The 23,893-nt window shown below is 71.6% G+C and carries 23 protein-coding genes and 1 tRNA gene; 18 read left to right on the plus strand and 6 right to left on the minus strand.

Annotated features, from left to right (window positions below; genetic code table 11):
* The first annotated feature begins 130 nt into the window (after nt 1-130).
* Both F8A92_RS01565 and F8A92_RS01570 read left to right on the plus strand, forming a co-directional pair.
* A tRNA-Arg gene (locus tag F8A92_RS01565) sits at nt 131-205 on the plus strand.
* 133 nt (nt 206-338) lie between these two features.
* Nucleotides 339-845, plus strand: a complete 507-nt coding sequence (locus tag F8A92_RS01570; RefSeq protein WP_228389109.1) for a MarR family winged helix-turn-helix transcriptional regulator — start codon at nt 339-341, stop codon at nt 843-845.
* A gap of 4 nt (nt 846-849) precedes the next feature.
* Here F8A92_RS01570 and F8A92_RS01575 read toward each other — a convergent pair whose 3' ends face one another.
* The 5 genes from F8A92_RS01575 to F8A92_RS01595 are packed head-to-tail and all read right to left on the minus strand — an operon-like array spanning nt 850 to nt 6,616.
* A complete protein-coding gene (locus tag F8A92_RS01575) occupies nt 850-1,959 on the minus strand; it encodes an enolase C-terminal domain-like protein (RefSeq protein ID WP_153502795.1) in 1,110 nt (369 codons plus the stop codon).
* Nucleotides 1,956-3,629, minus strand: coding sequence for a GMC family oxidoreductase (locus F8A92_RS01580; RefSeq protein WP_153502796.1), 1,674 nt, complete (start codon nt 3,627-3,629; stop codon nt 1,956-1,958). The genes F8A92_RS01575 and F8A92_RS01580 overlap by 4 nt, the downstream gene beginning before the upstream one ends.
* Nucleotides 3,626-4,336 (minus strand): gluconate 2-dehydrogenase subunit 3 family protein, encoded by a 711-nt coding sequence (locus tag F8A92_RS01585; protein ID WP_153502797.1) that lies wholly within the window; start codon nt 4,334-4,336, stop codon nt 3,626-3,628. Before F8A92_RS01585 ends, F8A92_RS01580 begins: the two co-directional genes overlap by 4 nt.
* A complete protein-coding gene (locus F8A92_RS01590) occupies nt 4,336-4,818 on the minus strand; it encodes a hypothetical protein (protein WP_153502798.1) in 483 nt (160 codons plus the stop codon). Before F8A92_RS01590 ends, F8A92_RS01585 begins: the two co-directional genes overlap by 1 nt.
* 1 nt (nt 4,819) lies before the next feature.
* Entirely contained in the window at nt 4,820-6,616 is a 1,797-nt protein-coding gene (locus F8A92_RS01595; RefSeq protein WP_153502799.1) for a thiamine pyrophosphate-requiring protein, read from the minus strand.
* Between the two features lie 187 nt (nt 6,617-6,803).
* Between F8A92_RS01595 and F8A92_RS01600 the strand changes: the two genes are divergently transcribed.
* The 12 genes from F8A92_RS01600 (at nt 6,804) to F8A92_RS01655 (ending at nt 20,024) form a co-directional block, all read left to right on the plus strand.
* Entirely contained in the window at nt 6,804-7,736 is a 933-nt protein-coding gene (locus F8A92_RS01600) for an aldose 1-epimerase family protein (protein ID WP_153502800.1), read from the plus strand.
* Nucleotides 7,737-7,738: 2 nt separating this feature from the next.
* Complete coding sequence (locus F8A92_RS01605) at nt 7,739-8,209, plus strand: low affinity iron permease family protein (protein ID WP_153502801.1); 471 nt, start codon at nt 7,739-7,741, stop codon at nt 8,207-8,209.
* 99 nt (nt 8,210-8,308) lie between these two features.
* Entirely contained in the window at nt 8,309-9,964 is a 1,656-nt protein-coding gene (gene argS, locus F8A92_RS01610; protein ID WP_153502802.1) for an arginine--tRNA ligase, read from the plus strand.
* 8 nt (nt 9,965-9,972) lie between these two features.
* Complete coding sequence (lysA, locus tag F8A92_RS01615) at nt 9,973-11,391, plus strand: diaminopimelate decarboxylase (protein ID WP_153502803.1); 1,419 nt, start codon at nt 9,973-9,975, stop codon at nt 11,389-11,391.
* Nucleotides 11,388-12,683, plus strand: coding sequence for a homoserine dehydrogenase (locus F8A92_RS01620; RefSeq protein WP_153502804.1), 1,296 nt, complete (start codon nt 11,388-11,390; stop codon nt 12,681-12,683). The genes lysA and F8A92_RS01620 overlap by 4 nt, the downstream gene beginning before the upstream one ends.
* Complete coding sequence (gene thrC / locus F8A92_RS01625) at nt 12,684-13,745, plus strand: threonine synthase (protein ID WP_153502805.1); 1,062 nt, start codon at nt 12,684-12,686, stop codon at nt 13,743-13,745.
* Nucleotides 13,742-14,653, plus strand: coding sequence for a homoserine kinase (gene thrB, locus F8A92_RS01630; protein WP_153502806.1), 912 nt, complete (start codon nt 13,742-13,744; stop codon nt 14,651-14,653). Before thrC ends, thrB begins: the two co-directional genes overlap by 4 nt.
* A 352-nt stretch (nt 14,654-15,005) precedes the next feature.
* Nucleotides 15,006-17,075 (plus strand): transcription termination factor Rho, encoded by a 2,070-nt coding sequence (gene rho / locus F8A92_RS01635; protein ID WP_228389110.1) that lies wholly within the window; start codon nt 15,006-15,008, stop codon nt 17,073-17,075.
* Between the two features lie 142 nt (nt 17,076-17,217).
* The gene (gene rpmE, locus F8A92_RS01640) at nt 17,218-17,451 is read left to right on the plus strand and encodes a 50S ribosomal protein L31 (protein WP_153502808.1); all 234 of its coding nucleotides are present in this window, start codon (nt 17,218-17,220) and stop codon (nt 17,449-17,451) included.
* A gap of 90 nt (nt 17,452-17,541) precedes the next feature.
* On the plus strand, nt 17,542-18,627 hold the full coding sequence (gene prfA / locus F8A92_RS01645; RefSeq protein ID WP_228389111.1) for a peptide chain release factor 1: 1,086 nt from the start codon (nt 17,542-17,544) through the stop codon (nt 18,625-18,627).
* The gene (prmC, locus tag F8A92_RS01650; RefSeq protein ID WP_194291318.1) at nt 18,624-19,508 is read left to right on the plus strand and encodes a peptide chain release factor N(5)-glutamine methyltransferase; all 885 of its coding nucleotides are present in this window, start codon (nt 18,624-18,626) and stop codon (nt 19,506-19,508) included. The genes prfA and prmC overlap by 4 nt, the downstream gene beginning before the upstream one ends.
* A gap of 72 nt (nt 19,509-19,580) precedes the next feature.
* Nucleotides 19,581-20,024 (plus strand): hypothetical protein, encoded by a 444-nt coding sequence (locus tag F8A92_RS01655; protein ID WP_153502809.1) that lies wholly within the window; start codon nt 19,581-19,583, stop codon nt 20,022-20,024.
* 142 nt (nt 20,025-20,166) lie between these two features.
* Here the strand turns inward: F8A92_RS01655 and F8A92_RS01660 are convergent, their stop codons facing one another.
* On the minus strand, nt 20,167-20,817 hold the full coding sequence (locus F8A92_RS01660) for an L-threonylcarbamoyladenylate synthase (protein ID WP_228389112.1): 651 nt from the start codon (nt 20,815-20,817) through the stop codon (nt 20,167-20,169).
* Nucleotides 20,818-20,844: 27 nt separating this feature from the next.
* On the opposite strand from F8A92_RS01660, the gene F8A92_RS01665 reads away from it, so the two are divergent.
* The 4 genes from F8A92_RS01665 (at nt 20,845) to F8A92_RS18525 (ending at nt 23,796) form a co-directional block, all read left to right on the plus strand.
* On the plus strand, nt 20,845-21,588 hold the full coding sequence (locus F8A92_RS01665) for a (2Fe-2S)-binding protein (protein WP_153502811.1): 744 nt from the start codon (nt 20,845-20,847) through the stop codon (nt 21,586-21,588).
* 173 nt (nt 21,589-21,761) lie between these two features.
* Nucleotides 21,762-22,919: a glycosyltransferase family 4 protein gene (locus tag F8A92_RS01670; protein WP_153502812.1), complete on the plus strand. Its 1,158-nt coding sequence runs from the start codon at nt 21,762-21,764 to the stop codon at nt 22,917-22,919.
* Entirely contained in the window at nt 22,916-23,386 is a 471-nt protein-coding gene (locus F8A92_RS01675; RefSeq protein ID WP_153502813.1) for a hypothetical protein, read from the plus strand. Before F8A92_RS01670 ends, F8A92_RS01675 begins: the two co-directional genes overlap by 4 nt.
* Nucleotides 23,383-23,796, plus strand: a complete 414-nt coding sequence (locus F8A92_RS18525; protein WP_194291319.1) for an AtpZ/AtpI family protein — start codon at nt 23,383-23,385, stop codon at nt 23,794-23,796. The genes F8A92_RS01675 and F8A92_RS18525 overlap by 4 nt, the downstream gene beginning before the upstream one ends.
* Nucleotides 23,797-23,893: the final 97 nt, after the last annotated feature.

Genomic DNA, 23,893 nt, shown 5'->3' on the forward strand with positions numbered 1-23,893 from the left:
CTGTCGACACGCAGGACTCCGGCAGACACCGTACGGTCACGATCCCGGCGCCGCTCGGGGGCCCGGCGCCGTGCACCGACCGCGCTGCCGGCCCGCGCGAGGGCACTGCTAGGCTTGACCGGCTTGATCCGCCCCCGTAGCTCAGGGGATAGAGCACCGCCCTCCGGAGGCGGGAGCGCAGGTTCGAATCCTGCCGGGGGCACCAGCACGACGTCGACAGCCGGACCTACCACGAGGTAGGTCCGGCTTCGTGCTGTCGGCCCCCGGGAGCGCCGTCGGCGCGGTCCTCGCTCTCGCGCAATGATTGCGTTCTCAGAAGTGTTGGCTAGACTGTGAGCGTGCCCACCGGAGCCTCAGCCACCGACCCGCAGTCCCCGCGGACGCACGAGCAGCGTGAGGTCGACGCGGTCATGGCCGCCGCGCGGGTGCTGGTCGGCGTGGTCGCCCGTTCTGTGGCCGAGGTGGAGAGCCAGGTGTCGGTGCCGCAGCTGCGGGTGCTGGTGCTCATCGCGACGCGCGGCGCGCTGAACCTCTCGTCGTTGGCCGAGGCGATTGGCGTGCACCCGTCCAACGCGACGCGCACGGTGGAGCGGCTGGTGTCGGCCGGGTTCGTCGACCGGCGCGACGCGCCGGACGACCGGCGCAACGTGCGGCTGACGCTGACGAAGAAGGGCAGCCGGCTGGTGGCGTCGGTCTTCGAGCACCGCCGTGCGGCCATCGAGGAGGTCGTCGGGCGCATGCCGCAGGACAAGCGTCGCGCGCTGCCGGCTGCCCTGGAGTCCTTCGCCGAGGCGGCGGGAGAGCCGGCCGAGGACCACTTCGGCGACATGCGCTGGACGAGCTGACCGCTCAGCCGGTTCGCCACCGCTCGGCGTCCGGACGGATCCGCATGCCGTGCCCGGGCGACCCGGCGTCCGGATGCAGCGCGCCGGCGGCGACCGCCGGGAGCCCGTCGACGAGCAACGGCTCCAGCCGGGCGTGGTCGGCGAACCACTCGACGTGCCGCAGGTTGGGCACCGCGGCGGCGACGAACGCGTGCAGCGACGGCGCGCAGTGCGCCGACACCTGGAGGTTCACCGACTGCGCGAGCGCCGCACCGCGCAGCCACCCGGTGTAGCCGCCGCAGCGGGTGGCGTCCAGCTGCAGGCAGTCGACGACGGGCAGCAGCGCACGCGCCTCGTAGACGTCGGAGACGTACTCGCCGGCGGCGACGTCGCACCGCAAGGCGGCCTTCAGCTCCGCGAGGCCGCCGGTGTCCTGGCTGCTCACCGGCTCCTCGAACCACCGCACCCCGAGGTCGTCCAGGCGAGCGCCCATGCGGCGCGCCTGGCCGATGGTGTACCCGCCGTTGGCGTCGACCATGAGCTCGACCTGATCTCCCGCCAGCGCACGCAGCCGTTCGGTGCGGGCGAGGTCGCGGGCGCAGTGCGTGCCCCAGTCCTGCGCGATCTTGATCTTCATCGCCCGGCAGCCCGCGGCCAGCCAGCCGTCGACCTGCTCGGCGAGCTGGGTGTCGGAGAGGGTGGTGAAACCGCCGGATCCGTAGATCGGCACCTCGCTGCGGCAGCTGCCCAGCAGCGCGCCGAGCGGCGCACCCATCACCCGGGCCTTCAGATCCCACCACGCCATGTCGACCGCGCTGATGGCCTGCATCACCAGGCCGCGGGTCCCGAGGTTGCGGCATGCCCGGTGCATGTCCGACCAGCCGCCCGCGACGTCGTGGGCACCGTGCCCGAGGACGACGTCGCGCAGCGTCTGCTGCACGACGGCGGCGGCGGCCGGGCTGCTGTAGGTCCAGCCCAGGCCGGTGCGACCACCGGCGCCGAGGGTGACGGCGACCGCCGTGGTGGCGTCCCATCGGGCGGTCCCGTCGGCCTCCGGCTCCGGCGTCGGGAAGGTGTACACGGCGGTGGCGAGCTCGTCGATCCGCGGATCGACGGTGCCGGGGGCGCCGCTCATGACGGGCTCACCTGCGCCTCCGTGAGCCCGCGGCGCCCGAGCCGGATGAGCCGGTCGGCGGCGCGCGCGGCCAGCGCCATGATGGTCAGTGCCGGGTTGGCCGCGCCCTGCGTCGGCAGCACGCTGCCGTCGACGACGTAGAGGTTGGGCACGCCGAACACGCGGTGGTGGCGGTCGACGACGCCGTCCTCCGGGCCGGTCGCCATCCGGGCTCCCCCGACGAGGTGCGCGTAGCGATCGATGGTGATGATGTCGCTCGCGCCCGCGGCCTTCAGGATGCGCTCCATCGACCGGGTCGCGGCGGCCGTCAGCTGCCGGTCGTTCTCGCACTGGCTGTAGGAGAAGTGCGCGACCGGCAGGCCGTGCCGGTCCTTCTCGTCCGCGAGCGTCACGCGGTTGTCCGGCTGGGGGAGGTACTCGCACAACGCGCCCAGCGTCGCCCAGTGCACGTAGTCGCGAAGGTACTCGCGCAGCGGCGCGCCCCAGTGGCCCTGCGCGGTGACGTGCTCGGCCCAGGTGATCGGCAGCGGGCTCACGGTCTGGATGGACCAGCCCCGCTTGTACGGCTGCGTGGGGTCGGTCTCGTAGAACTGCTCGGTGCTGACCTCGGGCGGCGGGGCCTTGTACATCCGGATCTCGGCGTCGAACCGACCGGCGGTCTGCGGCGCGCCCTGCACCATCAGGTAGCGCCCGACCTGGTCGTGGTCGTTGCCGAGGCCGTCGGGATAGCGGTCGGTGGCCGACAGCAGCAGCAGCCGCGGCGTCTCGATGGAGTAGCCGGCCACCGCGACCGCGCGGGCGCGCTGGAAGTGCTCGCGGCCGGCGCGCAGGTAGGTCACGCCGGTGACCGTGCCGGTGCGGTCGTCGACGACCACCCGGGTGACCATGCTGTCGGGCCGGATCTCCGCGCCGTGCGCGAGCGCGTCGGGGATGTGGGTGATCAGCGGGCTGGCCTTGGCGTTGACCTTGCAGCCTTGCAGGCAGAAGCCGCGGTAGATGCAGTGCGGGCGGTTGCCGAACCGGCCGTTCGGGATCGCGACGGGCCCGACCCGGGCCTCGACGCCGGCGGCCGCGGCGCCGCGCAGGAAGATCTCGCCGTTGCCGGATACGGGGTGCGGGTGGTGCGGGTAGGAGTGCGGGTCGCCCCAGGGCCAGTCCTGGCCGGCCACGGGGAGCTCCTGCTCGATCGCCTCGTAGAACGGCTTCAGGTCGTGATAGCCGATCGGCCAGTCCGCGCCGACCCCGTCGGCCGTTCGGGTGGTGAAGTCGGAGGGGTGGAAGCGCGGGGTGTACCCGGCGTAGTGCACCATCGACCCGCCGACGCCGCGCCCGGAGTTGTTGGAGCCGAGCGGGACGGGGTGGCTGCCGCCGATCTGCCGGGGATCGGTCCAGTAGAGCGTGTGCGAGCCGCGCTCGTCGGAGACCCAGTCGGTGTCCGGGTCCCAGAACGGACCGGCGTCCAGGCAGACCACCCGCCACCCGGCCCGAGCCAGCCGCTGCGTGAGCACACCGCCGCCGGCCCCGGCGCCCACCACCACGAGGTCCACCTCGTCGTGGTCGTCGTAGCGGCGCATGTCGGCGCGCAGCCGGTGGTTGGTGCGGGTCCCGTCGTTCGGGATCAGCCACGCGGACTCGTTGCGGGCCCGGATGTCCCGGTAGTCGCTCCTCATCGGTCGCCGTCCTCGCGCAGCAGGCCGGCGTGCTCGGCGCGGGCCCGCTCGACGCGAGCGGCGAACGCCGCGGGGTCGACGTCGTGCCGGTCGCGCTGTTCCCACCGCTCTCGCGCGTCGACGCCCGGGTTCAGGTATCCGCGGGGGTACGCCGGCCCGGGGAAGCCGATCTCGTTCCATGCCCACGGGTGGGAGTAGAAGGCGGTGCAGGCGTACCGGGTCCACAGGCTCCACACGTGCGAGGCGTCGAAGCCGTGCCACGACCGGCCGGCCTGCGCGTGGTCCTGGACCGATTGCACCAGGCCGGCTTGCGCCGGCCGGGCCAGCTCGGCGAAGCGCCGGCCGCCGCGCGCGTGGGCGTCGGCGTCGAGCGCGGCGAGCGTCTCGCGCCATGCCTGGCCGTCCTCGGGCAGGTCGTCGTAGTGCCACCCGTCGGTCTCGCCCACGGCCAGCCGGTTGTCGATGAGGGGCAGCACCGGCACGCGCGGTTCGCCGTCCTGCGCCAGCAGCAGGTCGAGCAGCGGGGCGGCGACGGCGACCTCGGTGGGGGTGAAGAAGGACAGGGCCCCCGGCCGGGACAGCCGTGCGAGGACGACTCCTGCGGTGACGTCGTCCCACACGTCGACGCTGTCGAGGACGTCGAAGCCGGGGAACCGGCCGCGGTGCTGCGGCGTGACGGCGTGCTCCCGCCCGGACCGGTACGGCATCAGCGGCCCCCGTCCGGCCGGCCCGCGCGGCCGGTGTCACCCTCCCGGCGCAGCACGGCCGCGAGCAGCCCCATGCCGCCGACCAGCGAGGCCAGCAGCGGCGCGAACGGCGGCGGACCGGATTCGAGGTTGTACGCGGTCAGCCCGCCGGGCCGTTGCGCGATGCCGCGCCAGTGCAGGTAGGTGCCTTGCAGGCCGTTCACGACGATGGCCGCGGAGGCCGCCGGCAGGACGGTGTGCGCGGCGCGCCGGGAGAACACCGCGGCGATGCCGGCGGGGATGGCGGTCGGCACGACCACGACCGGCCACCACATCACCTTGTTCCCGAAGCTGGCGGCGTCGTGCGAGAGGTAGATCTCCGCGGCGGTCACCGCCGCGCCCGCCGCGGTGAGCGCGGACAGGGTGCGTTCGAACCGGCCGGTGCGCACGTCGCGCACCGCGGACTCGACGAGCCCCGCCGGGGCTCTGCCGGGCCGGCGCATGTCAGTCCTCCTCCTTGGTGCCGGGAAGGTACTGCTGCGCCTTCTGCTTGAGGCCTTGCCTGACGAGCCCCCAGCGGTCCTCGTCGCCGTGCAGGACGGCCGCCGCGACGGACTTGACCTGCTCGAACGTGGCGTGCGGCGGAATCGGTGGCACGTCGGGATCGCACCGGACGTCCAGCACCGTCGGCCGGTCCGCGGCGAGCGCCTGGTCCCACGCGGGGCCCAGCGCGTCGGGCGCGTCGATGTTGATGCCGCCGAGCCCGAGGCTGCGGGCGAACGCCGCGTAGTCGACGTCGGGGAGCGTCTGCGACTCGGTGAACTTCGGCGCGCCGGCCATCGCCCGCATCTCCCAGGTGACCTGGTTGAGGTCGTTGTTGTGCAGGATCGCGACGATCAGCCGGGGGTCGGCCCACTGCGACCAGTAGTGCCCGACGGTGATCAGCTCGGCCAGCCCGTTCATCTGCATGGCGCCGTCGCCGACCATAGCGATCGCCGGGCGGTCGGGGTGCGCCCACTTGGCCCCGATGACGTACGGGACGCCGGGGCCCATGGTGGCGAGCGTGCCCGACAGCGAGCCGCGGACGTCGCCGTGGAAGCGGAGGTGGCGGGCGTACCAGTTGGCCGAGCTGCCGGAGTCGGAGGCGACCATCGCGTTCGCCGGGAGCCGCTTGGACAGCTCGTGGAAGACCCGCATCGGGTTCACCGGGTCGGCGTCGGTCATCGCTCGGCGCTCCACCGTGTCCCACCAGTCGGCGACGTCGCTCTCGATCTCCTCTCGCCAGGACCGGTCGCTCGTGCGCTCCAGCAGCGGGATCAGCTCGCGCAGGGTGGTCCGCGCGTCCCCGACGAGGTTCAGCTCGTAGGGATAGCGCATGCCGATCCACTTCGCCGACCGGTCGATCTGGATCCCGCGCGCCGCATCGAGCGGCGGCATGAACTGGGTGTACGGGAAGTTCGAGCCGACGGTCAGCAGCGTGTCGCAGCCCATCATCATCTTGTAGGACGGGATGGTGCCCAGCAGCCCGATGGAGCCCGTGACCCACGGCAGGTCGTCCGGCAGGACGTCCTTGCCGAGCAGCGCCTTCGCGGCACCGGCCCCGAGCAGGTCGGCGACCTCGGTCAGCTCCGCGGCGCAGCCTCGGGCACCCTGCCCGACCAGCATCGCGACCTTCTGCCCCGCATTGAGGATCTCAGCCGCGCGCCGCACCGCCTCCGGCTCGGGAGCGGCTGTCGCCGGGGCCACGCCCAGGCTCGACGGAACCTGCTTGAACTCGTGCCCCGGCGCGACGTACTCGAGCTCGAACACGTCCGACGGGATGATCAGGCAGGTCGGCGCCTGCTCCGCCTGCGCGACGCGGATCGCGCGGTCGATGAGGTTGGGCAGCTGCTGCGGCACGGTGCACATCTGCACGTAGTCGCCGCAGACGTCCTTGAACAGGCTCAGCAGATCGATCTCCTGCTGGTACGAGCCGCCCATCGACGAGCGGGCCGCCTGGCCGACGATCGCCACCACCGGGACGTGGTCCAGCTTGGCGTCGTACAGCCCGTTGAGCAGGTGCACCGCACCCGGGCCGCTGGTGGCCACGCACGCCCCCACCCGCCCGGAGAACTTGGCGAATCCCACGGCCTCGAAGGCGGCCATCTCCTCGTGCCGGGCCTGGACGAACTGGGGATCGTTGTTCGCGCGACCCCACGCCGCCAGCAGTCCGTTGATGCCGTCCCCGGGGAACCCGAACACCTGCCGGATGTCCCATGCGCGTAGCCGGTCGAGCAGTACGTCGGCAACTGTGTCAGCCATCTCGCCTCTCCCTGTCGGGTCCGTGAGCGGGTGCCGCTAGCACTCTTCCCTGTGTACTCGCAATACTTGCGCTGACGCAAGACTTGCGGGCAGACTTGTAGGTGGACGACGGACGGGACGCGGTGCAGCGGCCCGAGCCGGCGGGTGAGCGACGCGGTTCCGGCCGCGCGGGAGGAAAGGCGGCGACGTGACGACAGCACCGTCAGGGGAGCAGTACGAGCTGGTGGCCGGCGGCTACCGCGCCGTCGTCGTCGAGGTGGGGGCGGGCCTCCGCGAGCTGAGCCACGACGGGCGTGAGGTGCTGCAGCCCTACCCCGAGGACGCGATGTGCGACGCCGCGCACGGTGCGGTGCTGGTGCCCTGGCCGAACCGGCTCGGCGACGGCCACTACGCCTTCGACGGCGTGGAGCACCAGCTCGCGCTGACCGAGCCGGAGAAGCGCAACGCCATCCACGGCCTGGTGCGCTGGCGCCCATGGAAGCTGCTCGAGCGGGCGGCCGAGCGGGTGTCGCTGGGCACCCGGCTGTACGCGATGCAGGGCTACCCGTTCACCCTCGACGTCCGGGTGGACTACCGGCTCGGCAGCGACGGTCTGCACGTGCGGACGACGGCGACGAACGTCGGCTCCCGCGCGTGCCCCTACGGCTGCGGGCAGCACCCGTACCTGTCGCCGGGGGACGGGGAGATCGACGCGTGCGTCCTGGAGATCCCGGCGGCCACCCGCATCGTGACCGACGCGCAGCGTCAGCTGCCCACGGGCACCGAGCCGGTCGACGGGACGCTGTTCGACTTCCGCCGGCCGCGCCGGATCGGCGACCTGCGCATCGACTACGCGTTCACCGACCTCGACCGCGACGCGGACGGTCGCAGCTGGGTGCGGCTGCACGCGCCCGACGGCAAGACCGCCCAGCTGTGGGTGGGGCCGGACTACCCGATCGTCGAGATCTTCACGGCCGACACGCTGAGCAGCGCACGGCGACGCCGTGGTCTCGGCGTCGAGCCGATGACCTGCCCACCGGACGCGTTCCGGAGCGGCGAGCGGGTGGTCCGCCTCGAGCCGGGCCGGTCGGCGACCAGCGAATGGGGCGTGCAGCTCGTCACGACCCCAGGACGGAGATAGCCATGCATTCGCCCGAGCTGAGCACCCAGCCCGCCGACCAGAGCACCCGGCTGACCCGGGCGATCAGCGACCTCACCGGCTGGCTGGGATCGTTTCCCGCGATCCTCGCGTCGTGCCTCGTCGTCGCGGTGTGGTTCGTCGGAGGAGCCTTCGTGGGACTCGGCAACAACACCTACCAGCTCATCATCAACACCGGCACGACGATCGTCACGTTCCTCATGGTGTTCATCATCCAGAACACGCAGAACCGTGACGGGGCGGCCGTGCAAGCCAAGCTGGACGCGCAGAGCGAGGTGCTCCGGCGGATCGCGGAACGGCTGGACATCGCCGACGACGAGGACCTGCTCACCATGCTCGTCGGCGTCGAGGACGCCCCCGCGCACGTCATCAGCAAGGATCAGGACCAGGTGCGGGCGGCCGCGATCCGAACCGGTCGCCACGGTGCGGCGCGCGACTCGCAGGAGCCTGCGTAGCCGGCACGGGGCGGCCCCGACGACGCGTCGGCGCGGGCGGCGGTGCCGGATAGTCGATGGGCCCCGAAACCGGCTGGCGGGCTCTCCTAGACTTGACCGGTGACTCCCGAAGACCTGTCTCACCTGATCCGTGCTGCGCTGACCTCGCTGGTCGAGCGCGGCGAGCTGACGCTGGACGTCCCGGAGACGATCGTCGTCGAGCGCCCCCGACAGGCCGGGCACGGCGACTTCGCCACCAACACGGCGATGCGGCTGGCCAAGCAGGCGGGCATGCCGCCGCGCCGGCTCGCCGAGCTGATCGCGGCCGAGCTGACCCGCAGCGACGCGATCGCCGCCGTCGAGGTCGCGGGGCCGGGATTCCTCAACATCACGCTCGAGGCCGCGAGCCTGGGCGCGCTGGCGGGCGCGATCGTCGCGGCCGGCCCGGCGTACGGCGAGGGCACGGCGATGGCCGGGCAGCGCATCAACCTCGAGTTCGTCTCGGCCAACCCGACCGGCCCGGTCACTCTCGCGTCGGCTCGCTGGGCAGCGGTCGGCGACGCGCTCGTGCGGATCATGCGCGCCTGCGGCGCCGAGGTGGCCTCGGAGTACTACTTCAACGACGCGGGCTCGCAGATCGACCGCTTCGCCGCGTCCCTCTACGCGACCGCGCACGACGAGCCGGTGCCCGCGGACGGCTATCACGGCGGGTACGTCGCGGACGTCGCGCGGCACGTCATCGAGGAGGTGCCCGGCGTCCTGCAGCAACCGCGCGAGGAGGCACTGGAGACCTTCCGCAAGGTCGGCATCGAGAAGATGTTCGCCGACATCAAGCAGACCCTCGAGGCGTTCGGGGTGCACTTCGACAGGTTCTTCAACGAGCGCGAGCTGCACGACGGCGGCGACATCGAGCGCTCGATCGCCGCACTGCGCGACAACGGGCAGCTCTATGAGAAGGACGACGCGCTGTGGCTGCGCACCACGACGTTCGGTGACGACAAGGACCGCGTGCTGATCCGCGGCGGGGGAGCGCCGACCTACTTCGCGGCGGACGTCGCCTACTACGCGAACAAGCGAGCCCGCGGGTTCGACCGCGCCATCCTGATCCTCGGCGCCGACCACCACGGCTACATCGGCCGCATGCGGGCGATGGCGGCCGCGACCGGCGACGACCCGGACCAGACGCTGGAGATCCTGATCGGCCAGATGGTCACGCTCAGCCGCGGCGGCGAGACGGTCAAGATGAGCAAGCGGGCCGGCAACGTGGTCACGCTCGACGACCTGGTCGGCGCCGTCGGCAACGACGCCGGCCGGTACGCCATGGCCCGCTCGTCGATGGACTCCACGATGGACATCGACCTCGGGGTGTGGGAGCGCAAGACCGCCGACAACCCCGTCTTCTACGTCCAGTACGCGCATGCGCGGCTGTCGTCGCTGCAGCGCAACGCCCTGGAGCTCGGCATCGACCGCGGCGCCGGGTACGACCCCTCCCTGCTCGTGCACGAGAAGGAGGTCGCGCTGCTGACCGCCCTCGCCGGCTACCCGCGCGTCGTCGCCGGCGCCGGCGAGCTGCGGGAGGTGCACCGCATCGCGCGGTACGCCGAGTCGCTGGCGGCGGCGTACCACAAGTTCTACGACTCCTGCCGAGTGCTGCCGATGGGCGGGCAGCAGCCGGACGACACGACGACCGCCCGGCTGTGGCTGTGCGAGGCGACGCGGGTCGTGCTCGCCAACGCGCTCGGGCTGCTCGGCGTCTCGGCGCCGGCGCAGATGTAGGGGGCGGGATGCGCGCACACCCCGCAGGGCCGCTGCACGGCGGTCTGCAGATCCCCGACGGCATCGGCCCGCAGCCGGCCGACGTCAACGCCGTCGATCCGCACGTCTGGCCGCACGGCGCCCGCCGCACGGACGGCGTCCTCACGATCGCCGGCGCGAAGGTCACCGACCTCGTGGCCGACCACGGCACGCCGGCGTTCTTCCTCGACGAGGACGCGTTCCGCTCCCGCAGCCGCGACTTCCAGGCGTCGTTCGACGGCATGGACGTGTTCTACGCGGGCAAGTCGTTCCTGTGCTCGAGCGTCGTCCGGTGGCTCGACGAGGACGGCCTGGGCATCGACGTGGCCTCCGGCGGCGAGCTCGCGCTGGCGCTGCGCAGCGGGTTCCCGGCCGAGCGGCTCGCGCTGCACGGCAACAACAAGTCGGCGGCCGAGCTGACCGCGGCCGTCGATGCCCGGGTGGGCCGGATCATCGTCGACTCCTTCGACGAGATCGACCGGCTGGCGGGCATCGCCGCCGAGCGCGGGGTCGTGCAGCCGGTGCAGATCCGCATCACCGTCGGCGTCGAGGCGCACACCCACGAGTTCATCGCGACCGCGCACGAGGACCAGAAGTTCGGGTTCTCGGTGTCGTCGGGCGACGCCGCGGCCGCGGCCGAGCGGGTGCTCGCCACCGACTCGCTCGAGCTGCTCGGCCTGCACAGCCACATCGGCTCGCAGATCTTCGACCTGTCCGGATTCGAGGTGTCGGCGCGCCGGGTGGTGGCGTTGCTCGCCACCCTGCGGGACGCGCACGGCGTCGAGCTGCCCGAGATCGACCTCGGCGGCGGCCTGGGCATCGCGTACACCTCGGACGACGACCCGCTGGAGCCGAAGCAGGTCGCCGCGTCCCTCCGCGAGATCGTGGAGCGCGAGTGCGCCGCGGCGCGGCTGGCCGTCCCGCGCGTGAGCGTGGAGCCGGGCCGGGCGATCTCCGGCCCCCCGACGATCACCGTCTACGAGGTGGGCACCGTCAAGCCGGTCGTGCTGGATCACGGCACGCGGCTCTACGTCAGCGTGGACGGCGGCATGAGCGACAACATCCGGACCGCCCTCTATGACGCGGAGTACACCTGCGTGCTGGCCAACCGCGAGTCCGACGCACGGCCGGTCGCCGCACGGATCGTCGGCAAGCACTGCGAGAGCGGCGACATCGTCGTCCGCGACCTGTGGCTGCCCGGCGACGTCCGCCCCGGCGACCTGCTCGCCGTCGCCGCGACCGGCGCCTACTGCCGGGCGATGGCCAGCAACTACAACATGCTGCCCAAGCCGCCGGTCGTCGGCGTGAAGGACGGCGTCGGAAGCGTGCTGCTGCGACGTGAGACCCTCGACGACATGTTCGCGCTCGATACCGGACTGGCCGGCACCAACGAGGAGGAGGCCCGATGAGCACGCCGATCAGGATCGCCCTGCTGGGCTGTGGGACCGTGGGCAGCGAGGTCGTCCGGCTCGTGCAGGACCAGTCCGCCGATCTCGCGGCCCGCGTCGGCGCGCCCCTGGAGATCGCCGGCGTCGCCGTGCGGCGCCCGGAGCGGCACCCGGACGTGGACCCCGCGCTGCTGACCACCGACGTCGATGCGCTGATCGACGACCCGACGGTCGACGTGGTCATCGAGGTCATCGGCGGCATCGAGCCCGTCAAGGGCTGGCTGCTGCGCGCCCTGCGCTCGGGCAAGTCGGTCGTCAGCGCGAACAAGGCGCTGCTGGCGGAGGCCGGTGACGAGCTGCACGCGGCGGCCGCATCCGGCGGCGCCGACCTGTACTACGAGGCCGCCGTGGCCGGCGCGATTCCGATCCTGCGGCCGTTGAGCGAATCGCTCACCGGCGACCGCATCCAGCGGGTCATGGGCATCGTCAACGGCACCACCAACTTCATCCTCTCGCGCATGGACGAGACCGGATCGAGCTTCGCGGAGGCGCTCGCGGAGGCCACCGACCTCGGCTACGCGGAGGCCGACCCGACGGCCGACGTCGACGGCTTCGACGCGGCGTCCAAGGCCGCGATCCTCGCCGGCCTGGCCTTCCACTCGCCGGTCGTCGCCGACGACGTGTACCGGGAGGGCATCTCGCAGGTCACCGCCGGGGACGTCGCGAGCGCCCGCGAGATGAACTGCACGATCAAGCTGCTCGCCATCTGCGAGCGGGTGAGCGACGACGGTGCGGAGGCGATCGCGGTGCGCGTGCACCCGGTGATGCTGCCGCGCGCGCATCCGCTGGCCGGCGTCGGCGACGCGTTCAACGCGGTGTTCGTCGAGGCGGAGGCCGCCGGACCGCTGATGTTCTACGGCAAGGGCGCCGGTGGCGCGCCGACGGCGTCCGCCGTGCTCGGTGACCTGGTGGCGGTCGCGCGCAACCGGGTCGCGCACGCGGCGGGCACCGTCCTGGAGCGGTACGCCGGGCTGCCGATCCGGCCGATGGGGCTCACCCCGACCCGGTACCACGTCAGCCTGGACGTCGCCGACCGCGCCGGCGTCCTCGCCGCGGTCGCGACCGAGTTCGCCGCCAACGACGTGTCGATCTCGACGGTGCGCCAGGAAGGCCGCGGCGAGGACGCGCAGCTGGTCATCGTCACCCACATGGCCCCCGACGAGGCCCTCGCGGCGACGGTCGAGAAGCTGCGGGCCTCGGACATGGTTCGTGACGTGGTCAGCGTGATGCGCGTCGAAGGAAAGGAGCTCTAAATGGCAACGCCGACGTGGCGCGGTCTCATCGAGGAGTACCGCGAATGGCTGCCGGTCACCGGCGCGACGCCGGTCGTCACCCTGCTCGAGGGGGCGACGCCCCTCGTGCCCGCCAACGAGCTGTCGGCGCGCACCGGCTGCGACGTGTACCTGAAGGTCGAGGGCGCCAATCCCACCGGGTCGTTCAAGGACCGCGGCATGACGATGGCGATGAGCAAGGCGAAGGAGTCCGGAGCCGAGGCCGTCATCTGCGCGTCGACCGGCAACACCAGCGCCTCCGCGGCGGCGTACGCCGCGCGCGGCGGCCTCACCTGCGCGGTGCTCGTGCCGCACGGCAAGATCGCGATGGGCAAGATGGCGCAGGCGATCATGCACGGCGCGAAGCTGCTGGAGGTCGACGGCAACTTCGACGACTGCCTGATGCTGGCCGAGAAGCTCACCCAGGACTACCCGGTCGCGCTGGTGAACTCCATCAACCCCGACCGCATCGAGGGGCAGAAGACGGCGTCGTTCGAGATCGTCGACAACCTCGGCGACGCGCCCGACATCCACTGCCTCCCGGTCGGCAACGCCGGCAACATCACCGCGTACTGGAAGGGCTACCGGGAGTACGCCGACGCGGGCCGCTCGACGCGCAAGCCCCGCATGTTCGGCTTCCAGGCGGCCGGCGCCGCACCCCTGGTGCTCGGGAAGGTCGTCGAGAACCCGGACACGATCGCCACCGCGATCCGCATCGGCAACCCGGCGTCGTGGACCAAGGCCATCGACGCCCGCGACGAGAGCGGCGGCGTCATCGAGGCGGTGACGGACGAGGAGATCCTCGACGCCTACCGGTTGCTCGCCGCCACGGACGGCGTCTTCGTCGAGCCGGCCTCGGCCGCCGGCGTCGCCGGCCTGCTGAAGGCGCACGCCGCGGGACGGATCGACCCCGGGCAGCGGATCGTCTGCACCGTCACCGGCAACGGGCTGAAGGATCCCGACAATGCTCTCGCCGGCGCGCCCACCCCGACCCGGATCGCGGTCGACGCGACGATGGCGGCCGCCAACCTCGGGCTCGCGTGACCCGCGCCGGGGCGAAGGTCACGGCGCGGATCCCAGCCACGACGGCGAACCTCGGACCGGGGTTCGACTGCATGGGGCTGTCGCTGGCGATCTACGACACGGTCAGCGTCGAGGCCGCCGCCGGGGAGCGCGACGAGGTGGTCATCGAGGGAATCGGCGCCGACACGCTCCCGCGGGACGGGACCCACATGGTCCTCGCAACCATGCGCGAGCTGTTCGCGCTCGAGGGGTGGCAGGTGCCGCCGGTGCGGCTGAGCTGCCACAACCGCATCCGGCACGGGCAGGGGCTCGGCTCGTCGGCGTCCGCGATCGTCGCGGGGCTGCTCACCGGCAAGGCGTACGCCGAGACGCTCGGCTACGACGTGCACGACGTGGACCTCGTGCAGATCGGCAGCGACATCGACGGCCACCCGGACAACGTGGCGCCGTGCCTCAACGGCGGGCTCAACGTGTCATGGGAGGACGCCGACGGGTGGGGAGTGGCGCACCTCGACCCGCATCCCGACATTCGAGCCATATTGGCGATCCCGACCACCGTGCTGTCGACGAAGGTGGCTCGCGGGCTGATCCCGGAGATGGTGTCGCACCGCGACGCGGTGCGTAACAGCTCGCGGGCCGCGCTGTGCATCCACGCGTTCACGACCGACCCGGCACTGCTGCTGCCCGCGACGCAGGACTACCTGCACCAGCGCTACCGGGCGAGCGCGTACCCCGACAGCTACGCGCTCGTCGAGCGCATGCGCGCGGTGGGCATCGCCGCCGCGATATCGGGGGCCGGACCGGCCGTGATCATGTTCGTCACCGGCGAGGAGCACGATGCCGTCGTCGCCACCGAGGTGGCCGCGGCGCGCGGCGGGTTCGAGCTCATGCCGGTCGGAATAGATCTCGGTGGAGCGGTGTTGCTCTGATGCGGACACGCTGCGGCACCCCCTGCTTGCCTGGGTCTGCAGCGGCGTCTACGCTATACCTGTCAGCCGTTCGGTACCTTGTGTCCGGCGTGCAGTGCGGTTCACACGCACAAGACTGTGGATCACGACCTTGGGTCGCATACCCCCTCTTCTAAACGCACGACGTCTGGCAGCAGCGCGCGTGAGCACCGTGCTCGCGTATGCCAATTCGGTCGACTCCGGGCAGCATCGCCCGACGACCACCCCCTGGGAAGGATCCCCATTGACTGACACCACTCATCCGGTGGACGTTGCCGCATCTGAGACGGCAGCACCGGCCACGCGTGCCCGGAAGGGCACGGGCCTATCGGGGATGGTTCTGCCCGAGCTTCAGAAGATGGCTACGGGCATGGGCATCTCCGGCATCAGCAAGATGCGCAAGGGCGACCTGATCGCCGCCATCAAGGAGCGCCAGGGCGGCGCGCCCGCCGCCAACGGGACCCCGCACGCCGGCGCCCCGAGGACGGACACCGCTCCGGCGCCGCAGCATGAGCCGGTGCGCACCGGTCCGGACGCCGCCCGGCAGACCGCTCCCGCCGCGACCGAGCAGCAGCCCGTCCGTGACGGCGGCCGGTCCGAGGCCGCAGGGAACGAGGTCCAGGCGGGGGGGCGCGGCGACCGCGACAACGGCACCGACCGGCAGGGCGGCCGCGCCGGCCGCCGCGGCGACGCCGAGCAGGGCGACCGCCAGGGCAACGACCGCCAGGGCGGCGACCGCCAGGGCGGCGACGAGCGCCAGTCGAACCGCGACAACCGCGGCGGCGACAACCGCGGCGGCAACGACCGCCAGAGCGACTCCGAGCGCGACGACCGCCAGGGCGGCAACGAGCGCCAGTCCAACCGCGACAACCGCGGTGGCGACCGCCAGGGCAACCGCAACAACGACAACGACCGCCAGGGCAACCGCAACAACGACAACGACCGCCAGGGCAACCGCAACAACGACAACGACCGCCAGGGCAACCGCAACAACGACAACGACCGCCAGGGCAACCGCAACAACGACAACGACCGCCAGGGCAACCGCAACAACGACAACGACCGCCAGGGCAACCGCAACAACGACAACGACCGGCAGAACAGCCGCAACGATCGCTACGACGACGACGACGACAACCAGGGCGGCCGCGGCCGCCGCCGTCGCCGGGGCCGCGACCGCAACCGCAACGACAACCGCGGCGGCAACAACAACCGCGGGAACAACCGCGGCAGCGACCGCTACGACGAGCCGCAGGTCTCCGAGGACGACGTCCTCATCCCCATCGCGGGCATCCTGGACATCCTCGACAACTACGCCTTCGTGCGGACCTCGGGCTACCTCACCGGGTCGAACGACGTGTACGTGTCCCTGTCGCAGGTCCGCAAGTACTCGCTGCGCCGCGGTGACGCCATCACCGGCGCGGTCAAGGCGCCCCGCGAGGGAGAGCGCCGCGAGAAGTTCAACGCGCTCGTCCGGCTCGACTCGGTGAACGGGCTGAGCCCCGATCAGGCCAAGAACCGGCCCGAGTTCACCAAGCTCACCCCGCTGTACCCGCAGAAGCGGCTGCGACTGGAGACCGAGCCGAACATCCTGACCACCCGGATCATCGATCTCGTCATGCCGATCGGCAAGGGGCAGCGAGCGCTCGTCGTGTCGCCGCCGAAGGCCGGAAAGACCTCGGTGCTGCAGGCGATCGCCAACGCGATCACCACGAACAACCCCGAGTGCCACCTGATGGTCGTGCTCGTGGACGAGCGCCCCGAAGAGGTCACCGACATGCAGCGCTCGGTGAAGGGCGAGGTCATCGCCTCGACCTTCGACCGGCCGCCGACAGACCACACCACCGTCGCCGAGCTGTCGATCGAGCGCGCGAAGCGCCTCGTCGAGCTGGGGCACGACGTGGTCGTCCTGCTCGACTCGATCACCCGCCTCGGCCGCGCGTACAACCTCGCGGCGCCGACCAGCGGGCGCATCCTGTCCGGCGGTGTCGACTCGACGGCGCTCTACCCGCCCAAGCGGTTCCTCGGTGCGGCGCGCAACATCGAGAACGGCGGTTCGCTGACGATCATCGCCACGGCGCTGGTCGAGACCGGCTCGATGATGGACACCGTCATCTTCGAGGAGTTCAAGGGCACCGGCAACGCCGAGCTCAAGCTCGACCGCAGGATCGCCGACAAGCGCGTCTTCCCGGCCGTCGACGTCGACGCCTCGGGCACGCGCAAGGAGGAGATCCTGCTCTCGCGCGAGGAGCTGGCGATCATCATCAAGCTGCGCCGCGTGCTGCACGCCCTCGACCCGATCGAGGCGATCGACCTGCTGATCTCCCGCATGAAGAAGACCGCGAACAACGCGGAGTTCCTGATGCAGATCGCCAAGTCGACGCCCGGCCAGGACGACGACTGACCCGTTCCCTCGGAATAGATCATAGCCGCCCGCTGTTTGACCGAGCACGCTGATCTGGCAGACTGGATCAGTTCACATTTCGGTTCCGGTTCACGCCTGCCCCGGCACGGCGACCCGGCGACCACGACGAAAGAAGCAAATCGTGCGCAAGGACATCCACCCGGAGTACGTCGAGACGCAGGTCACCTGCTCCTGCGGCAACTCGTTCACCACCCGCAGCACCGTCACGAGCGGTTCGATCACCGCCGAGGTGTGCTCGAGCTGCCACCCGTTCTACACGGGCAAGCAGAAGATCCTCGACTCCGGCGGCCGCGTGGCCCGCTTCGAGAAGCGCTTCGGCAAGCGTCAGAAGCCGGCGGCCAAGGCCGACGCCTAGCTCCACCACGACGACGCCCCTGGGACACCCGATGTCCCGGCGGGCGTCGTTTGTCATTCGCCACCCCGCACGACCGATAAGGAACCCACGATGAGCGGAGAAGGCCTCGACACCCTCGGCGGCATGCTCGCCGAGTACGCCGACGTCGAGCGACAGCTCGCCGACCCCTCGGTGCACGCCGACCAGGCGAAGGCCCGCGAGCTGGGCAAGCGGTTCTCCCAGCTCGGCCCGATCGTCGCCGCCGCGCGCGAGCTGGAGCAGACGCGCGACGACCTCGAGGCCGCGCGCGAGCTGGCCGCCGAGGACGCCGCCTTCGCCGCCGAGGCGACCGAGCTCGAGGCCTCCATCGCCGAGCAGGAGTCGCGGCTGCGCACCATGCTGCTGCCGCGTGATCCCAACGATGACAAGGACATCATCATGGAGATCAAGGCCGGCGAGGGTGGGGAGGAGTCGGCGCTGTTCGCCGGTGACCTGTTCCGGATGTACCAGCGGTACGCCGAGCGCAACAAGTGGAAGTTCGAGCTCATCGACGCCACGCACTCCGACCTGGGCGGCTACAAGGACGTCTCGATCGCGATCAAGACCAAGGGCAGCGCCGAGAACGGCGGCATCTGGCAGCGCCTGAAGCACGAGGGCGGCGTCCACCGGGTGCAGCGTGTCCCGGTGACCGAGTCGCAGGGCCGTATCCACACCTCGGCCGCCGGGGTCCTGGTCTATCCCGAGGCAGAGGACGTCGACGTCGAGATCAACCCCAACGACCTGCGCATCGACGTGTACCGCTCGTCCGGTCCCGGCGGGCAGTCGGTCAACACGACCGACTCGGCCGTGCGGATCACCCACGAGCCCACCGGCATCGTGGTGTCCTGCCAGAACGAGAAGTCCCAGCTGCAGAACAAGGAGTCGGCGATGCGCATCCTGCGCGCCCGGCTGCTCGCCGACGCGCAGGAGAAGGCGAACGCCGAGGCCTCCGACATGCGCAAGACGCAGGTGCGCACCGTGGACCGCTCCGAGCGGGTCCGCACGTACAACTTCCCGGAGAACCGCATCTCCGACCACCGCAGCGGCTTCAAGGCCTACAACCTGGACGTCGTCCTCGACGGCGACCTCGACCCGGTGGTGGACTCCCTGATCGAGATGGAGACCGCCGAGCTGCTGAAGGGCGACTCGGGGGATTGATCGGTCCGGGCCCGGTATCTGCCGCGCGGCGCGCCGCGACCGCTGAGCTCGCCGCCGCCGGGGTCGGCTCTCCGGCGTTCGACGCCGCGGAGCTGCTGGCGGACGTGCTCGGCGTCTCCCGCGGGCTGCTGCCGACGGCCGACGATCTCAACGACCGGCAGGCGGCGGCGTACGCCGCCCTCGTCGCGCGACGCGCGCGCCGCGAGCCGCTGCAGCACATCCTGGGCAGCGCGGGGTTCTACGGGCTCGACGTCGCGGTCGGGCCGGGGGTGTTCATCCCGCGCCCGGAGACCGAGCTGCTCGTCGCGCAGGCCCTCGAGGGCATCGCGCAGGTCGCGGCCCCCGTCGTCGTCGACCTCTGCGCGGGCAGTGGCGCCATCGCGATCGCGCTCGCGGTGCGGCGTCCGACCGCGTCCGTCACGGCGGTCGAGGCGTCCGCCGAGGCTGTGGGGTGGCTGCGCCGCAACGTGCAGGCGCTCGCGCCGACGGTGCGGATCGTGCACGGCGACGTCCTCGACGGCTCGCTGCCGGTTCTCCCGGTCGACGACGAGCGGGCGCGCCCGCCCCGCGAGCGCCCCGCCGACCTGGTCACCTGCAACCCGCCGTACGTGCCGCTCTCGTCCTCGGTGGACCACGAGACGGAGGCGCACGACCCCCGCGTCGCCGTGTTCGCCGGCGCCGACGGGCTCGACCTGATCCGGCCTCTCGTCGGCCGCGTCGCGGAGCTGCTGCGGCCGGGCGGGATCGTTCTCATGGAGCACGACGAGTCGCACCAGGACGCCGTCGTCGCGCTGTACGAGCAGTCGGGGCAGTACGCCGCGGTGACCGCGCTCGCCGATCTCGCCGGCCGCCCCCGCTTCGTCCGCGCGGTCCGGCGATAACCGGTAGGCGCTTCAGGCGTACGGTACCGATGTGCTGCGCGCCTGGGCTTGGGCGAAGCGACCGGGGGAATCATGGAGAGTTGGCTGACGGGGACGCTCGTCGGTCTCGGCGTGGGGTCGCTCGTGATCTTCGCGATCGCTCTGGGGAGGTCGAGTCGAGATCGTGTCGTCTTCATGTCGACGGGAGACGTATTTCAGGTCATCCGCCGTTGGGCCGAGCAGCGTGGTCATCACGACATCTCCGAGTCGCTAGACACCCTTACAGTGCACCTGAGCCGGCCTCTGTTCAGTGCGCCCGTCGTAATCTCGGTAACCCGCCGCGACGACACGGAATACCTTCTGGAAGCCTGGGCAATCTTCGGCGGCATCCTGCTCAAGAGAGACCTTGCCCTCACAACGCCTGGGCCGCTGGCCCGGCTGCCGAGGGAGGTCGGCGCGAAGAAGGTCGACGATCTGCTACGCACTCTCGGTCAACCTCGGCTGGCGGAGTCCGGTCGATCCAGGGTTCGGCGATAACTCCGAGCTAGGCGGCCTCCGCTCGCTCGAACCGGTCCCAGGTCGAGCACGCGTCACAGATGCCCGAGATGCAGCGTTCCTGCTGCATCGCGGGAAGATAACGGGGAAGAGCGGCGCGGTCCGGCGATAACCGGTAGGCGCCTCAGGCGATGTCGGGGACGACCTCGCGCAGCTGATCGATGGTGAGGGCGCCCTCGCGTACCACCTGCGGGGGAGTGACGGTGCAGTCGACGATCGTCGAGGGCAGCGCACCGGGAAGCTCCCCGGCCTCCAGATAGAGGTCGACGCCGTCCCCGAGCTGCTCGGCCGCGGCGGCACCGGTGGCGCCGGGGGCCTGACCGTGCCGGTTGGCGCTGGAGACGGCCAGCGGGCCGGTGCGTTCGAGGACGTCGAGGGTCACCCGGCAGTTCGGCATCCGCAGCGCGACGGTGCCGCCGGTCTCGCCCAGGTCCCATGCGAGCGAGCGGGAGTAGTCGACGATGACGGTGAGGGCGCCCGGCCAGAACCGCTCGGTCAGCGCGACGGCGGTCGGCGGGGCCACGGTCACGAGGCCGTGCAGCACGCCGGGGTTCGCGACGAGGACCGGCACCGGGTAGTCACGGCCGCGGCCCTTCGCGGCCAGCAGCGCGGCGACGGCGGCGGAGGAGAACGCGTCGGCGGCGATCCCGTACACCGTGTCGGTCGGCAGCACGACGAGCCGGCCGTCCTTGAGGGTGTTCGCGGCCCGTTCTATGGCCAAGCCGTACGCCGGTTCCGCGGCACTGCTCACATCGACGATCTCGTAGGCGGTCACGGCTGACCATCGTGCCATGATCGGCGAATGACCGATGTGAGTGCCCTCCTCCGTTCGGCCGGCTTCGCCGGCGACGGGGTCGACCTGCGGATCGTCGACCGGCGTACCGCGCTCACCGGCACCACGCTCGCCGATCTGGCCGACGATGCGGCCGCGCTGCGGGACGCCGTCGACGAGTACGCCGAGCTCCAGCAGCAGCAGTTCGGGCCGAGCGCCGAGCGGCACGTCGCCGCGTTGTGGCTGCTGCAGGACGTCGCCTGGATCCACGCCGTCCTCGCGGTCGGGCTGATCGGCACGCACGGCATCAGCCTGCGGGTGCCGGCCGACGGCCTGGGCATGGAGCTGCCGCGCGACATGTTCTTCGGCGTCGCCGTCGCCGCGGACGCGATCCGCACCGAGGTGGCGACCAGCCGGATCGAGCGGGCCGCGCTGTACCGCACCGGACGCCGCCACCTCGGCGACCTGCTCGAGCCCCTCCGCGAGCCGATCCGCGGCCAGCTGCGCGCCGGGGCCCGGGCGTTCTGGGCCTGCGTGACCGACATGGCCACCGGCGCGATCTGCACCGGGGCGAGCCGTCGTCCCGACCGGCTCGAGGAGGAGCTCGCCGCGTTCGACGCACCGACCGGCGACGGCGAAGACCGGCTGCTGCACGGGGAGCGGCTGGTGCCGTCCCCGGCGGGGCCGATCCGGCGCCGGCACGGATGCTGCCTGCTCTACACGATCGAGGGGATGAGCCTGTGCTTCAGCTGCCCGCGCATCCCGGCCACCTGACCTGCGGATGCGGTGGGTTGCACCCCGCTATCCGACCGATAGCGGGGCAGAACCCACCGCGAGCGGTGGGAGCGGGGTGGAAGCCACCGCGCGCGACGGGAGCGGGACGGGCGCGCGGCGGCACGTAGACTGGGCACCCAGGCACCGTCAGGCAGAGAGGGCAGCGGCATACCGTGCGCGAGTACCTCCTCGTCCTGAGCGTGGCGTCCATCGTCACCTTCCTCACCACCCCGATCGTGCGGTGGGTGGCGGTGCGATGGGGAGCGATGCCCGAGGTGCGCGACCGCGACGTGCACACCATCCCGATACCCCGCCTGGGCGGGGTGGGGGTGTACCTCGGCATGTGCGCCGGCGTCTACGTCGCTCGCGCGCTGCCCCGGCTGCAAGGCACCTTCCTCGACTCCTCGGAGACCACGGCGGTGCTGCTGGCCGGCGGCATGATCTGCGCGCTCGGCGTCCTCGACGACCGGTTCGACCTCGAGCCGCTGACCAAGCTGGTCGGCCAGATCGCCTGCGCCGGCGCGCTGGTGCTGCTCGGCGTCCAGCTCGCCTTCATCTTCATCCCCGGCTCCAGCCTCGGCACCATCTCGCTGGACCCCAACACGTCGTTCCTGCTGACCACCGTCGTCACCGTCGCGGCCGTCAACGCGATGAACTTCATCGACGGCCTCGACGGGCTGCTTACCGGCGTCGCGGTCATCACCGCCCTCGGCTTCTTCGTCTACAGCTACTGGCTGGGCCGGCAGGGCTACGGTGACGTCTTCAGCTCGCCGGCGCTGCTCACGGTGGTGCTCGCGGGCGCCTGCATCGGCTTCCTGCCGCACAACTTCAACCCCGCGCGGATCTTCCTCGGCGACTCCGGGTCGATGCTGATCGGCCTGGTGCTCGTCGCCGCGGCCATCTCCACGACGTCCCGCACCGACACGCAGACCTTCTCCACCCTCGGCACGGCCGTCCCGCTGATCATGCCGCTGGTGATGCCGCTCGCCGTGCTCGCCATCCCGCTGCTCGACATGGTGCTCGCCGTCGTCCGGCGCACCCGCAAGGGCCTGAACCCGTTCTCCACGCCGGACAAGATGCACCTGCACCACCGGCTGCTGGAGATCGGCCACACGCAGCGCCGCGCGGTCATCATCATGTACATCTGGACGGCGGTGCTGACGTTCATCGGCGTCGGCATGTCGATCCTCGACCCCACGCTGGTGATCGTGGTCGCCGTCGTCCTGGTGATCGTCGCCGTCGCGCTGATGTTCAGCCCGCGCATCCGCCGCCGGATCGACGGGGGAGCGCCGCACGTCCACCGCGCGCACTACCAGGAAGGCCGGCGATGAAGCTGCTGCCCGATTTCACCCTCCCCGACGAGCCGGTGCGCCCCGGCGTCGCGTGGGACCTCGGCCACCTGCGTCCCGCGCTCCTGGCGACGGCGGTGCTGACGGTGATCGGGGCCGGCGTCGCGCTGCTCTTCGCCGACCTGCGCGCGCTCTGGGGCGTGCTGCTCGGGTTCGCCATCGTCGCGGTGTTCTTCACCATCAGCTCCTGGGCGGTGGCCCTCGCCGGACGGCACGACGACCGGCTCACCATGCCCGCCGCGCTCGGCAGCTACCTGATCAAGATCGGCCTGCTCGGCGTGCTGCTCGTGAGCCTGCCCCTCGACGGCCCGATCGACGTCCGCGCGCTCGCGGCGAGCGTCGTGGCCGGCGTCATCCTGTGGTCGGCCATGCAGATCCTCTACGTCGTGCGCAAGCGCCAGTTCTACGTCGACTACCACCCGCCCGCACCGAAGGACTACGACCAGTGACCGACGACCAGCGCGACCCGGCAGCGCAGAACGACCCCACCCCCGACCCCGGCGCGGCGTACGACGCGATGGTCGAGAAGGAGCGCCTGCGCTCGGAGAAGCGGCAGCGCTCGCAGCACGGCAACGAGCAGGGCTGGACGGCGACCGGGACCCTGCTGTCCGGCATCATCGTGTGGGGACTGATCGGCTGGGGGCTCGCGGCGTGGACCGGCTGGCGGCCGTTCCTCGCGATCGGCGTGCTGCTCGGCGCCGGCCTCGGCGTGTACCTGGTTACCAAGCAGGCTGGCGATCCACCGCCGCTGATGGACATCTCGAAGGCGCAGGACGGCGGAATCCTGGGGCGGCGCACACCGCCGGACGACGGGCCGGGGGAGCCCTCCGCGGGACCGGACGAAGGTCACACCCGTTAGCGCCGAAATCCGCGCCCCGAGCCCCAATCAGATCGTTTGCTCATCTACACTTCACAGAGTTGCCCGTCGTCAGGAAATGACGGCGGATGTCAGTGTG

It is taken from the genome of Cumulibacter manganitolerans (assembly GCF_009602465.1).
In the GTDB taxonomy this organism is placed as follows: domain Bacteria; phylum Actinomycetota; class Actinomycetes; order Mycobacteriales; family Antricoccaceae; genus Cumulibacter; species Cumulibacter manganitolerans.